Here is a 13,761-nt window from a genome sequence, read left to right as displayed (position 1 = left end):
TTCTCTCCCCCTATTCCTCATCATCAAGCCAATTATAATAAACGGAAGTATCTCTTTTTTTCTTTGGAGTAGTCGACACATTTTGATTCGACTGCTTTCGAAACGAGTTGCTAATCTTTCTAGCATCCTCAACTGTTTTAACACCTTTTTTGGACCATTCATTTAAAATGCGATCAATATATCGAAAGTTTAACTTTGCCATTAAAACCGCTTCTCGTAAAGCTGCTTTTATTAATGCAGGAGCAAGCTTGTCATCATCTAGCCATTGGTTGATCATCTCAATTTCAATTGGTGATAGTGCTCGTCCAAATTCTTGTTCAAAAAGGAGAAACAGGTTTTTATCGTCCTGCTGCTCTGCTTTTTTCTCCTCTGTTTGAACATTATATAGTTTTTTTATTAATGGCTCTAGCGAATAAGCTTCATGTATGACATTATCCTCTTTATGCTGTTCAATGATGAGTAATCCTTTTTGCATTAAATATCGTAACGATTGTGCTACCTCATGCTCTTTTGAAGTCATATATTGACTTAACAATTGTATGGACGGTAGACGGTCTCCTTCCAATTGAAGGCGGTAAATATGCATTAATAGCACTAGCTCTATCTCTCTCATCCCTAAGCTCTTATATTCCATTAACAATTGTTTCGGAAAAGTCATTTGATCTAATAACATTTGATGATAATGATTTTGCAATGTGTATCCCACCTTATGGGTATTATAGCATCAAAAAATACGAAAAAGATATTCGTATGTTTCCAATCTATTTTCGACCTGCTACATTCGTTTAAAAAGCTCCCATTTAGGGAGCTTTTGATGTTGATTATTATGGATATAGACGGTTCAATAAACGAGGGAATGGTATCGTCTCACGTACATGCTCTGTACCAGAAATCCAAGCAATGGTTCTTTCCAAACCTAAACCAAAGCCTGAATGTGGAACACTTCCATATTTACGAAGTTCCAAATACCATTTGTAAGCATCACCTGTTAAGTCATGTTCTTCATAACGCTGTTCCATAAGCTCTAAATCGTCAATCCGCTCAGAACCACCAATAATCTCTCCATAACCCTCTGGTGCAATTAAATCGGCACATAATACCACTTCAGGACGATTTGGATCTGGCTTCATGTAGAAAGCCTTTAAAGATGTTGGATAATGTGTAATAAATACTGGCTTATCGTAGCTTTCTGCAATAGCTGTTTCATGTGGAGCCCCAAAGTCATCGCCCCACTCAATATCATCAAATCCTTTATCTTTTAGGAAGGCAACTGCTTCATCATACGTGATTCTTGGGAATGGTGCTTTAATTTGTTCTAACTTTGATTTGTCTCTTCCTAAAGTATCTAATTCTATTTGACAGTTTTTCAACACAGCTTGCACAATATATTCAACATATTGTTCTTGTAATTGTAGGCTTTCTTCATGCTCAACAAATGCCATCTCCGGTTCAATCATCCAAAATTCAATTAAATGACGACGCGTTTTGGATTTCTCAGCACGGAATGTTGGTCCAAATGAAAATACTTTCCCTAATGCCATCGCAGCAGCTTCCATATATAGTTGTCCACTTTGAGAAAGGTATGCATCCTCATCAAAGTATTTCGTATGGAATAGCTCCGTTGTACCCTCTGCAGATGTTCCTGTTAAAATTGGAGGATCGATTTTAACGAAGTTTTCTTTGTTATAAAATTCATAAGTTGCACGAATAACTTCATTTCGAATTTTCATAATCGCATGTTGTCTCTTTGAACGTAACCAAAGATGGCGATGATCCATTAAAAATTCAGTGCCGTGTTCTTTAGGAGTAATGGGATAATCAACAGCTTCATGAATTAATTCAAGGTGATTAACTTGCATTTCAAATCCTAATGGAGAGCGAGTATCCTCTACAATTTTTCCTGTAACATATAGGGATGATTCTTGTGTTAGCTTTTTAGCTAAATTAAAAATTTCTTCCTCTACCTCTGCTTTTACAACAACTCCTTGCATATAGCCTGTACCATCACGAAGTTGTAGAAACGCAATTTTTCCACTTGATCTTTTATTTGCTAACCAAGCACCAATGGTTACTTCTTGGTTGACATATTTATGTACTTGATTGATTGTTGTTTTCATATTTCATTTCCTCCACTTACTTTGTTGCATGATTTACAACGAATTTTTTGATACGTTTTGCCGCTTCTTCCAATAGATCTAATGATGTTGCGTAAGATAGACGTACGTTATCTTCAGCACCAAAGCCAGATCCAGGTACAAGCGCGACTTTTTCTTCTTCTAATATTGCTGCTACAAAATCATCAACAGTGCTATACCCACATGCAAGTACAGCTTGCTTCACATTTGGAAACAAATAAAAGGCACCATTAGGTTTTACACAAGTAACTCCTGGGATTTCGATTAACCAATTATATAGCTTAGAAAGTCGTTCCTCAAAAGCCTTTTTCATTTTCTCCACTTCTACTTCGGATTCAGTATATGCTGCTATTGCCGCATATTGAGCAATAGAGGTAGGATTAGAAGTGGAATGTGAGGCTAAATTTGTCATTGCTTTAATAACCGTTTCGTTTCCTGCAGCATATCCAATTCGCCAGCCGGTCATGGAATGGGATTTTGATACACCATTAATGATGATCGTTTGCTCTTTCAATTGGTCTGAGATTTGAGCAACTGATGTATGCTTCGTAGAGCCATAGATAAGTTTTTCATAAATCTCATCTGACACGATTAGGATATTATGTTTTAAGCAAACCTCACCAATCGCTTTTAATTCGTCTTCACTATAAATGCTTCCCGTTGGATTACTTGGGGAATTAATAATAATAGCCTTTGTCCGTTGTGTAATGGCACTTTCAATTTGTTCAGGTGTTAGTTTAAACGCATTTTCTTCTGAAGCTGTTACAACAACTGGTTCCCCTTGAGCGAGCTTAATTTGCTCTGGATAGCTTACCCAATACGGTGCAGGTACAATAACCTCATCACCTGGATTTAATAATACTTGAAACAGTGTATAAAGGGCATGCTTCGCCCCAATTGTAACAATAATTTCTGAAGGCGTATATGTTATTTGTTGATCTCTCTTAAACTTTTCAATAATCGCAGCCTTTAATTCTGGAAGACCTCCAGCAGGGGTATATTTTGTTTTGCCTTCATCCATCGCTTGCTTTGCTGCATTTAAAATATATTCCGGTGTGTTGAAATCGGGTTCCCCTGCTCCTAAACCAATTACATCAAATCCTGCTTGCTTTAGTTCCTTTGCTTTTGCGGTAATTGCTAACGTACTAGATGGGGTTAACGTTTTTACACGATCTGCTAAATTCATGTTATCGCTCCTTTCCATTATTTCAATTGTTCCAGTAAGCTACCTGTAGAAAATAAATAATAGGAAAAAACAAACTTATCCTGTTCATTTTTATAAATAATTTCCCATACGAAATTATCATTTGCAATACCTGGTGTCATTTTTTCTAAAGTACAGTTCCTGCAGTTTTCTTTCCATTTCGCAAGCATTTCTTGCTCACGTATTCCCTCTTCTTCTAAAACAAAAAGAGTCTCTAATTGCTGTTCTTCCTCTTGATCAACCTCATCATCCTTTTCATTCACAATTGGAACAAAAGCATAACCTGGTTGATTCTCCTCTGTCTTACCATACACTACATCATATGCATGTTCACCATTAAACCTGGTTACTTCTGAGACTTCAACTAATGGACTATTTTGGATTGCTTTTTGTTTGGATGAAGCAAAAGTGGCCTCTTTTACTTCCATTGCCTGATTAAAAATAACTAGATAATACAGTCCTAAACTTAAGATGAACAAACCAATCCCAGTCAAGGACCAGATGAGGATTCTACGTCTTGTAGATCGTGAAGACTGCTGTCGTCGCATCGTTTTCATCTAAAGACAATCCAAACATAAGATTTTGTTCTTTCAACGTTCTGTTTAAGCAATCCACTACTTTATATAAATCATCGCTATGGCTAATTCGAACTGTAGATAATGTTTCCACTTTTTTATCTTCCATATATACCTCCAAATGAAATTCACAGGCCTTGAAAAATTTACACGGTATATCTAAAATGTTGTTTCCGTAAACTAATAATGTCTGAAACAACATTCGTTATATATTATAACAATAAATTTCAGTCGTACAGAACAATAAAGTATATTTTTTGGAAAAATAGCGTTTTTTAAGTCGATCCGAAATGCCGTATAAACCAAAAACAATCTAACCCATACCAAAATGTTTAAGAGTGCTCAGAACGTTGAGCACTTATTTTTTTACTTCATAATCACCTGGATTACAGAGTATGTGGATCGTACCTAGCGTTCTCAAATGGTATATATCAATCCATGATTCATTTAGACGCTCTAATAATCCTTCATGTAATCGTTCTTCTTGAATGTTATAAATAATCGCTAAATGAGGGTCTAAATGTTTTAACAAATCAATACTCGGATAATTTTTCAAAGCGTATTCTGGTATTTTCAGCATTTCAACTCTTGATGGAAATGATTCAATTAATTCCTCCATTTTTTCACTTGCTTCCGACATAAAGAGTAAAGAGTTGTTCCCGAATAATATAAAAAGAGACATGGATTCGGATTTTTCAACCTTTACGACACGAAACATTAATCCGGGACTTGGCTCATATACTTTTCCAGACTTCCAAACCTCTAATTTAACATTGTCCTTCGTTTCAAAGCAGGTTTCTTCTGTATGAGAAATAACTTTTTTAATATCGAATTCTTTAATCAAAGCCTCTGCATTTCCACATGTATCATCACTATTTTTTGTAATAATTAATCCATCTAGCTTTGTAATATCCAATTGCTCTAATTGACTAAATAAATCATTTTCACTTTTTTTCGATCCAGTATTTATTAAAAAATGTTTCCCTTGACCTGATGTAATTAATAATGCCTCTCCGTCTGGCAAGGAAAAAAATGTATACATTACTTCGTTTTCTTCTAAATCAAAAATGTCAGCATGAATGTTCGTAGATGTAGCTGTAAAACATACAAAAAGTATAACAATCGAGAGCAATCGCTTCATGTAACGTCACATCTCCTAAGATTATCTGTTTTCGTACCATTCTCTAGCTAAATCGAATAAATGATTCGTATCATCGTAAATAACAGGAACATCCGGTATCGATTCTAAAAAATACTGTCCATATTTTGATTGTATTAGTCGGGCATCACAAACAAATACAATACCAGAATCTTGTTTGGAACGAATCAATCTACCAAACCCTTGCTTAAATCGAATTACCGCGTTCGGTAAAGCAAGCTCCATAAATGGATTTTTGTTCTGTTCTTTTAGCATCTTTGCCTTAGCACTATATACGGGGTGGTTTGGTGGTTCAAATGGTAATCTAACTATTACAACTGCAGATAAATCCTCACCAGGTATATCGATTCCTTCCCAAAATGAACTCGTCCCTAATAGGATCGCCCGGTCAAACGTTTGAAAATTCTTTTTCAACCTCTCCCTACTACCACTAGAAATTCCTTGAGCGATAATTACTAAATCATCTTGATCAGCAAATTGCACGAGCATTTCATGTGTGTTTTTAAGCATTTGATAGGATGTAAACAATACAAGCATTCTACCTTTTGTAATTTGGGCTAGCTCGTAAATCGCATAACTAATTGCCGTTACATAATCCTCTTCCCGATCATACTTAATATGTGGAAGATCATTTGGAACAAAAAGCTTCACTTGGTCTTTAATTGAAAACGGTGATGCGATTTGTTTTGTCCATACATTCCCATCTTCAAGTCCATTCTTTTGCAGCATATATCGAAAAGAGTTTTTCATTGTTAATGTTGCACTTGTTAAAATAATACTTTTCTTTATATGATAAAATTTTTCCGCAAGAGCCGAGCCTATTTCATACGGCTCGCAGTATAGGTATACTGCATTTTTCGCTCCCTGCGCCTCGATTTCTATCCACTTAACGAACGCACTTTCTTCATCTCTTAAAAACAAATGAAGTTTTTGTTTAAGTTCATGAATGGATTCTAGATGATATTTCCATTTATCCACATAATTTTTAGCATCTGCTGATTCCTTTTTCTTCATACGTTCCTCTAGATATTCCATTATATCCAAAAGCGAAAATTGTAACCTTTGGGTTAAATCAACCAGTTGTGTACGTATTGGTTCTGTAATGTTTTTAAGCTCAAATAAAGACTGGATTCGTCCCACATCATTATATGTCGCATCTTGTTTTTGTTTAACGATTGAAAATAAGTAACGAAATAATTCATCAGCTCGTTCCTTTGTCTCCGTTAAGAGTTCCTCAAATTTCGCTTCTTGTATTTCCTCTTTCATTTCATTCAACAGATACTGAATCGATACATAGGAAAGCTTTGCTCCGAAATGAGAAGAGGCTGCTTTTTCAAAATGGTGCGCCTCATCTATTACACAATAATCAAACGATGGAAGTAGGTTATAATTATTCGCGATTTCGGTACTTAATAACGAATGATTTGTAATAACTAATTGTGCCTTCTGCGCTTGTTTACGGACTTTAGTATAATAATTATGATGAAACCAAGAAGACTTTGGATCCATTAATCCTTCTGCTTCGGCATTAATTTTACGCCAAAAAATATACCCACTTGATGGTAATTGTAATTCATCCATATCACCAGTATCTGTCTCCGTAATCCATACAAGGAGCAGCGCCTTCGTCAAAATTACGTCATAATTATCCTGTTCCGGTGACTTTTGAAGCTCCTCACTAAATCGCTTTAAGCTTAAATAATGCCTTTTTCCTTTCATCACTACAGATTGAAAGGGAGCATTTATCGCATTTTTCAATAAAGGAATTTCTTTATGAAGAGCCTGAGATTGTAATTGAGTCGTATAGGTGCTGATTAGTACTCGATTTCCTGTCTGTAAGGCGTGATAAATACTAGGAATTAAATAAGCTAATGTCTTCCCAGTTCCTGTCTCTGCTTCAATTAATGCATGCTTGTTTTCCTGAAAAGCACGATAAATTAGCTCAGCCATCTCGCCTTGAGAGTCACGGACCTCATAGTTCTCATATAGTTCACTTAACGTTCCTTTCTTCCCTAAAATGCCGTGTAAAAAATCCTCAAAAGAAAGAGATAGGGAAGAAGCTATATTTTTTTCTTCTCGGGCTTTTTTTAAAACAATGCCTTGAAAGGTTTCATATGTTTGATCTTGGTCCATGGAATACCTTTTGCTATGTATAAGTTCTGCTAAGATGTCATGTAAGTCACTTTGGAGCTTTGGTTCTAGGTATAAAATTTGCTCAAGGGTTTTAGCCGGCAAACTTTTTGCTTTTTGTAATAATTTTAATAGTAATTGTGCCGTTACATATGCATCAGATAAGGCACGATGGGGATGCATATGATTTATATTATAATATTCCGCCAACTGTGATAATTTAAATCCAGAAGCACGAGGCGTAAATATTCTAGCCAATTCCACTGTGTCAATTACCTTTTCGTTAACTGGTTCTAATCCCTCTTGCATTAAGGCATCATTTAGGAATACTAAATCAAATTGCACATGATGGGCAACAAAGTAAGCCCCTTTGCATAAAGCTTGTATTTTTTTTGCTACCGTTTTGAAGGAAGGAGCATTTTCCACAGCACGGTCGGTAATACCAGTTAAGTTTGAGATAAATAACGGGATCTCCTTACCAGGATTCACATAAGAAGAAAATTCCTCAATTATGGCCCCGTCTTCAATAATGACGATGCCAACCTCTATGATTTGATCCCCACTTTTTGGGGTATGTCCAGTTGTTTCTAAATCGACAACAGCATATCTTGTCATGTGTTCACCTTCTTTCATTGCAGCACAACTCAATGAAGTATATACTTTCTTATAAAAAATAGCTCCCGCAAAATGGGAGCTATTTAACCGTTAGAGGTGGTTCATTACCAATCATTTCGACAATTTCATTTTGTTCATTCATAATTGCAACAGTAGGCTTATGAGTGTTTAATTCTTCATTTGATAAAATAGCATAGGAAATAATGATAACCGTATCTCCAACTTGGAAAAGACGGGCTGCTGCACCATTTAAACAAATAACACCACTATGTCGTTCTCCTGGTATTACATACGTTTCAATTCTAGCTCCGTTATTGTTGTTGACGATTTGTACCTTTTCATTCGGTAAAATACCTACTTGCTCTAAAATATGTTCATCAATTGTAATACTGCCTACATAATTTAAATTTGCTTCTGTAACACGTGCACGATGGATCTTCGCATTCATCATGGTGCGAAACATTGTCCTTCTCCCCCTATTATACATTAATGATGAAACGTCAATTCACCATTTTCGTCAAAAATTAAGTTATCAATTAATCTTGCCTTTTCAAAGTATACAGCAGTTGCAAGTATTACTCTCTCTGAGACTTGATCAATTGGTTTTAAATTTGGATAAGTCAATAACTCGACATAGTCAATTTTACCACGAGTCTTTTCATTAATAAACTGTATTACTTTTTCGACAATTTTATCTTTGGATGTTTCACCGTTTACTACTAATTGTCTACCCTCTTCTAAAGCTTGATAGATGTATTTTGCCTCGTTTCTTTCTTCCACACTAAGGTAAACATTTCTACTACTTTTCGCAAGACCATCTTCCTCACGTACAGTAGGAATTGGAATGATTTCGAGTGGAAAATTATAGTTTTTCACCAAGGCGTCCACCACAGCAACTTGTTGGGCATCCTTTAAACCGAAATAAACACGGTCTGGCATTGTAATGTGAAACAGCTTTGTGAGTACAGTTACAACTCCATCGAAATGACCTTCTCTCGATTTTCCACATAGCACATTACTACGCTCTACGACACGCAGTTGAATGGCATGCGACTCAGGATACATCTCTTCAACAGATGGAAAAAAGACATAATCTACCTTTTCCTGTTGTGTAACGGCTCTATCATGCTCCTCATCTCGTGGATAGCGGTCTAAATCTTCATTCGGACCAAATTGTAATGGATTTACAAAAATACTCACAATGACAACATCATTGTTTGCCCGAGCCTCTTTCATTAATTTCTGATGACCTTCATGTAAATAGCCCATTGTTGGAACATAGCCAATGCTTCTTTCATCCCTTTTAAGCTGTAAAGCAATTTGTTGCATTTCTTCTATTGTTGTAATTATTTTCACTGCTTCTTGCCTCCATAAAGTGCATCTAATTCCGCTTCATCCATCATATAGGAATGTTCATCGTCTGGAAATGCTACTTCCTTTACCTCTTTATTATAATCCTTTAGCGACTTTAACATCATTTCGTTAACATTGCCATAAGGCTTGACAAATTTAGCTAAACGGTCTACTCCGTACTGTAATAGATCATGATAAACCAATACTTGTCCATCACAATATGAGCCTGCTCCAATACCTATCGTTGGTATTGAAATCGTTTCTGTAATTAGTTTTGCTAATGGTTTTGGTACACATTCTAACACAAGAGCTATTGCCCCAGAGCGTTCAACTTCCTTAGCATCTTCTATAAGCCTTTGGGCATCTTCATGGGTTTTACCTTGAATTCGATATCCACCTAAAACATTTACAGATTGTGGTGTTAGTCCAAGGTGTCCCACAACTGGAATACCTGCTGCTGTCAGCAAACGTATTTTTTCCAAAACATCCCCGGCACCTTCTAATTTTAAAGCCTGAGCATTCGTTTCCTGAAAAATACGTTTTGCGTTCTTTAATGTGTCCTCAATTGATATATGGTAAGACATAAATGGCATATCTACGACTACAAATGTATCTTTTGCCCCTCGCGTTACTGCTTTTCCGTGATGAATCATATCATCAACTGTTACAGGAATTGTAGAATCATAACCAAGGACTACATTTGCAACCGAATCCCCAACTAAAATCGTGTCAATGCCTGCCTGTTCAGCTAATTTTGCAGATGGATAATCATATGCTGTTATCATTGATATTTTTTCATTATTTTGTTTCATTTTCTGCAGTTTCGTACGTGTTAGCATTTTTTTGCACCGTCCTTTTCCAATCAATTTCAGCTGAATATAATCTTTTCGTTTCTCCTTTTTCATCTTTAACCAGTAAGGCACCATCATCGTGAATACCGAGTAATTCCGCTTTCCATTGTGTTTTTCCAGTTGTCACATGAATCGCCTCACCCAGCTTATACGCAGATTGTTCCCACTCTTTTTTAATTGGAGAAAATCCTTCATTCCTAAATATTTCATAAACGATTTCAATCTGCTTCCATAATTCTTGGATTAATGTCTCTCTTTGCCAAGACTGATTGGTCACTAACTTTAAAGATGTAGCTTTTGACTGTAATTCAGATGGCAAGTCTTTAGAATCATGGTTTACATTTATACCAATTCCGATGATTACAAAGGAAATTTGATCTTGTTCAGCTTGCATTTCTGTTAAAACACCAGCTAGCTTTTTATCCTGTATATAAATATCATTGGGCCACTTGATTTTTGCATCTAGATTACATATGTTTTTAAGCATACGGGTAATGGCAACCGCTGTTAATAGAGTTAACTGTGGTGCACGATACGGTTCAATCTTTGGTCTTAAAATCATGCTCATCCATATGCCTACATTTTGCTTCGAATGCCATTCTCTTTGTAGGCGTCCCCTACCCTTTACTTGTTCATCTGCCACAACTACTGTACCATTTACAGCTCCATCTAACGCTAATTTTTGAGCCGTTATTTGCGTAGAGTCCAACGTTTTTTCAAAAATAAGATGCTGGCCTAACCATGTTGTTTCAAGCCCCCATTGAATGGTGTTTTCACTCATTTCGTCCGGAGCTTGTACGATGCGGTATCCTTTTCTCGTGACCGCCTCTATTTTATAACCATCTTCCTCGAGTGCTTTCATATGCTTCCAAATAGCAGCCCTAGAAATGTTTAACTCATCCGAAAGCTTTTGCCCAGAGACATATGTATTTTTATTACTGGCTAAAAGGGTGATCAATTGTTTTCTCGTATCCATTCCCACACCCATTCCTTTATATCCTCTTTTTTATTTGCTAACGTTCCATTCACAACCTCTTCCTCAACCGCCTTAAGAAGTTGTGCAATCCATGGGCCCTCCTGTAAATTTGGCACCATTTCCAATAGGTCGTTACCATTTAGTTGTAATTCACTTCGGTTTGTTATCGGTAAAGATTGATATGCATGAAAGACCTCGTTGTCATATAAGGTCTTCTTTTGTTCCATTGTATTTACCAAATGGACGAATTCACTAATATACGCCTCTTTAAGTAAGTATAAACATCCTTTACGCAAACCATTTAGTTTATAACATTTGTAAACAGAATCAAGCAATTTACTTTTATTTCGAAGCACATTTGACAATTTCCAGCTTTTACACCAATGCTCAATCGTTATCGAGGAATCCAATTGATGTAATAAAGTAATCCATTCTGCCATCGATAAAAACGGGCTCTTCATATAGGTTTTCGCTTCCCGAACAAGCTTTTCGTGTTCTTGAAAGATAGGCAAATACTTATATATTTTTGAAATCGTGATTGTCTCAAATGCTTTGGTAACAAATTTACCTAAAACGAGTTTCTCTAATTCCACTGCAATACGTTCCACCGCAATTTCGGTCAATAACGAACCATTACGAATAATTGCTTGCTCTGTATTGGAATCAAGCTCGAAACCAAGCTGACTTAAAAAGCGAAGTGCGCGCATCATTCTAAGTGGATCTTCTTGAAAACGATCAGAAGGATTATGTACTGTTTTAATGACCTTTCGATGTAAATCTTCTTGACCATGGAAAGGATCGATTATATCCCCTGTTTTTGTCATGGCAATTGCATTAATCGTAAAATCTCTTCTCGCTAAATCTTTTTCTAAATCCGAAACAAAAACCACTTGATTCGGGTGACGGAAATCATCGTATTCTCCATCAATGCGATATGTCGTTACTTCAAAAGCCTCGTCGTTGTATAGGACGAGCACCGTACCATGTTCAATACCAATTGGAATCGTTTTGGCAAACAGCTGTTGTACAACATCTGGTTTTGCATTTGTGGCAATATCGATATCTCCTATATCTCTGGCTAAAAGACGATCTCGAACTGCTCCCCCAACAAAAACCGCTTCGTATCCAGCCCGTTCTAAAGTTTCAATTATCGGAATAGCATTCTGGAAACGTACATTCATATGTAACATCCTTCTTCTATATAATTATTTCATGATTTTTAATTAAGAAGTTTTCGATATAAGTCTTCGTATTGTTCGATAATTTTACTGGAATGAAAATGTTCTTGAACATGTTGGATGGATCTATTCGAAAATGTCTTCCACTTTTGTTCATTTTCTAACAAGGAAACTGCATCCTCAATCATTTTTGAAATATCTCCCAATTCTTCAATGAAGCCTATTTCGTTGTCTACAATTACTTCAGGTATACCGCCAACATTTGTTCCGATACACGGAACCCCGCAAGCCATTGCTTCTAGAAGAACAAGACCAAAGCTTTCCTTTTCCGAAAGAAGTAACAACAAATCGGATATGGATAATAATTCGGATACATTTTCTTGTTTCCCTAAAAATAGAACGTGGTTCTCTAGTTGTAGATCATGAACTAGTTTTCGAACCCTTATATACTCTGGTCCATCTCCAACTAGCAGTAGCTTGGAAGGAAGGTGTTTATAGATTCCTTCAAATACCTTCACTACGTCATCTACTCTTTTTACTTTACGAAAATTAGAAATATGAATGATTACCTTTTCTTCTTCCGAAATTCCGAATTGGGCTTTTAAATCTGGTAAAGCTTTCACATGATACTCACTTTCATCTACAAAATTGTAGACGACATGTAACTCTTTCGATACATCTAACATTTCTTTTGTTTGATTCGCCAAGCTGCGGGAAACAGCAGTAACTGCATCCGAATGCTCAATACCGAAACGAATCATATTTTTTAAGCTTGCATCATATCCAAGCACTGTAATATCCGTCCCATGCAGTGTTGTGACAATTTTAACATCATGAGATACCATTTGTTTCGCTAGAATCGCACAAATCGCATGAGGCATTGCGTAATGAACGTGAAGAATATCAAGCTTCTCCCGTTCAATTACTTCAGCCATTTTACTAGCAAGAGATAAATCATAAGGTGGATACTTAAATAGCGGATAATGATTCACTTCAACCTCATGAAAATAAATATTTGAATACAATCGATTTAATCGGAAAGGCATACTGGATGTAACAAAATGAATTTCATGCCCTTTTTCCGCTAATAATTTACCTAATTCTGTTGCAATTACTCCTGAACCACCTACTGTGGGATAACACGTGATGCCTATTTTCAACATGCATTTCACCTTTCATCATTAGACGGGTTAATTAATTCTCGCCAATGAAAATCTCCTCTTTTTAAACCATGAATCATTACTTCTGCTGCTGCTACATTTGTTGCTAGTGGTACTTTGTAAACATCGCACAACCGAAGTAATGCAATAATATCCGGCTCATGTGGTTGTGCAGTTAATGGATCACGGAAAAAGATCACCATGTCCATTTTATTTTCAGCAATAAGTGCACCAATTTGCTGATCTCCCCCTAAAGGTCCTGACTTCAACCGGCTAATCGAAAGTCCTGTCCCTTCATGAATCCTTAATCCTGTCGTACCTGTTGCAAACAATGTATGATGTTCCAAAATTGGTTTATAAGCTAAAGCAAAATTAACAAGCTCCTGTTTTTTCTCATCATGAGCAATTAAAGCAATGTTCATGTA

At 36.3% G+C, this 13,761-nt stretch carries 14 protein-coding genes; all 14 read right to left on the bottom strand.

The genetic code is table 11. The features are described from left to right. Positions 1-10: 10 nt before the first annotated feature. The 14 genes from C1A05_RS05780 to mgsA all read right to left on the bottom strand — a co-directional run bounded on the left by C1A05_RS05780 (position 11) and on the right by mgsA (position 13,758). Entirely contained in the window at positions 11-694 is a 684-nt protein-coding gene (locus tag C1A05_RS05780; protein ID WP_234998354.1) for a DnaD domain-containing protein, read from the bottom strand. A 130-nt stretch (positions 695-824) separates the two neighbouring features. Beyond that, a complete protein-coding gene (gene asnS / locus C1A05_RS05775) occupies positions 825-2,117 on the bottom strand; it encodes an asparagine--tRNA ligase (protein WP_102027227.1) in 1,293 nt (430 codons plus the stop codon). 16 nt (positions 2,118-2,133) lie between these two features. Further along, the gene (locus C1A05_RS05770; protein WP_102027226.1) at positions 2,134-3,321 is read right to left on the bottom strand and encodes a pyridoxal phosphate-dependent aminotransferase; all 1,188 of its coding nucleotides are present in this window, start codon (positions 3,319-3,321) and stop codon (positions 2,134-2,136) included. 17 nt (positions 3,322-3,338) lie between these two features. Beyond that, positions 3,339-3,896: a cell wall elongation regulator TseB-like domain-containing protein gene (locus C1A05_RS05765; protein ID WP_145997289.1), complete on the bottom strand. Its 558-nt coding sequence runs from the start codon at positions 3,894-3,896 to the stop codon at positions 3,339-3,341. Further along, on the bottom strand, positions 3,850-4,023 hold the full coding sequence (locus C1A05_RS05760; protein WP_102027224.1) for a YpmA family protein: 174 nt from the start codon (positions 4,021-4,023) through the stop codon (positions 3,850-3,852). The genes C1A05_RS05765 and C1A05_RS05760 overlap by 47 nt, the downstream gene beginning before the upstream one ends. A gap of 249 nt (positions 4,024-4,272) precedes the next feature. Continuing rightward, entirely contained in the window at positions 4,273-5,055 is a 783-nt protein-coding gene (locus C1A05_RS05755) for a ComEC/Rec2 family competence protein (RefSeq protein WP_102027223.1), read from the bottom strand. Between the two features lie 21 nt (positions 5,056-5,076). Then, positions 5,077-7,818, bottom strand: a complete 2,742-nt coding sequence (dinG, locus tag C1A05_RS05750; protein ID WP_102027222.1) for an ATP-dependent DNA helicase DinG — start codon at positions 7,816-7,818, stop codon at positions 5,077-5,079. 79 nt (positions 7,819-7,897) lie between these two features. After that, positions 7,898-8,281: an aspartate 1-decarboxylase gene (panD, locus tag C1A05_RS05745; RefSeq protein WP_102027221.1), complete on the bottom strand. Its 384-nt coding sequence runs from the start codon at positions 8,279-8,281 to the stop codon at positions 7,898-7,900. A gap of 23 nt (positions 8,282-8,304) precedes the next feature. Beyond that, positions 8,305-9,174 carry a pantoate--beta-alanine ligase gene (gene panC, locus C1A05_RS05740; protein ID WP_102027220.1) on the bottom strand — a complete coding sequence of 290 codons (870 nt, stop codon included), beginning with the start codon at positions 9,172-9,174 and terminating at the stop codon, positions 8,305-8,307. Continuing rightward, the gene (gene panB, locus C1A05_RS05735; protein WP_102027219.1) at positions 9,171-10,010 is read right to left on the bottom strand and encodes a 3-methyl-2-oxobutanoate hydroxymethyltransferase; all 840 of its coding nucleotides are present in this window, start codon (positions 10,008-10,010) and stop codon (positions 9,171-9,173) included. The genes panC and panB overlap by 4 nt, the downstream gene beginning before the upstream one ends. Then, positions 9,970-11,010 (bottom strand): biotin--[acetyl-CoA-carboxylase] ligase, encoded by a 1,041-nt coding sequence (locus C1A05_RS05730; RefSeq protein WP_234998352.1) that lies wholly within the window; start codon positions 11,008-11,010, stop codon positions 9,970-9,972. Before C1A05_RS05730 ends, panB begins: the two co-directional genes overlap by 41 nt. Continuing rightward, positions 10,977-12,179: a CCA tRNA nucleotidyltransferase gene (locus C1A05_RS05725; protein WP_159462005.1), complete on the bottom strand. Its 1,203-nt coding sequence runs from the start codon at positions 12,177-12,179 to the stop codon at positions 10,977-10,979. Before C1A05_RS05725 ends, C1A05_RS05730 begins: the two co-directional genes overlap by 34 nt. 38 nt (positions 12,180-12,217) lie before the next feature. Beyond that, positions 12,218-13,339 (bottom strand): N-acetyl-alpha-D-glucosaminyl L-malate synthase BshA, encoded by a 1,122-nt coding sequence (gene bshA / locus C1A05_RS05720; RefSeq protein ID WP_102027217.1) that lies wholly within the window; start codon positions 13,337-13,339, stop codon positions 12,218-12,220. Positions 13,340-13,344: 5 nt separating this feature from the next. Beyond that, positions 13,345-13,758, bottom strand: coding sequence for a methylglyoxal synthase (gene mgsA, locus C1A05_RS05715; protein ID WP_102027216.1), 414 nt, complete (start codon positions 13,756-13,758; stop codon positions 13,345-13,347). Positions 13,759-13,761: the final 3 nt, after the last annotated feature.

The sequence above is a fragment of the Salirhabdus sp. Marseille-P4669 genome, from assembly GCF_900240405.1.
Taxonomy (GTDB): domain Bacteria; phylum Bacillota; class Bacilli; order Bacillales; family Alkalibacillaceae; genus OEQK01.
Note: the sequence above shows the minus strand (reverse complement) of the source record. Positions and strands in the feature narration are given on the sequence as shown.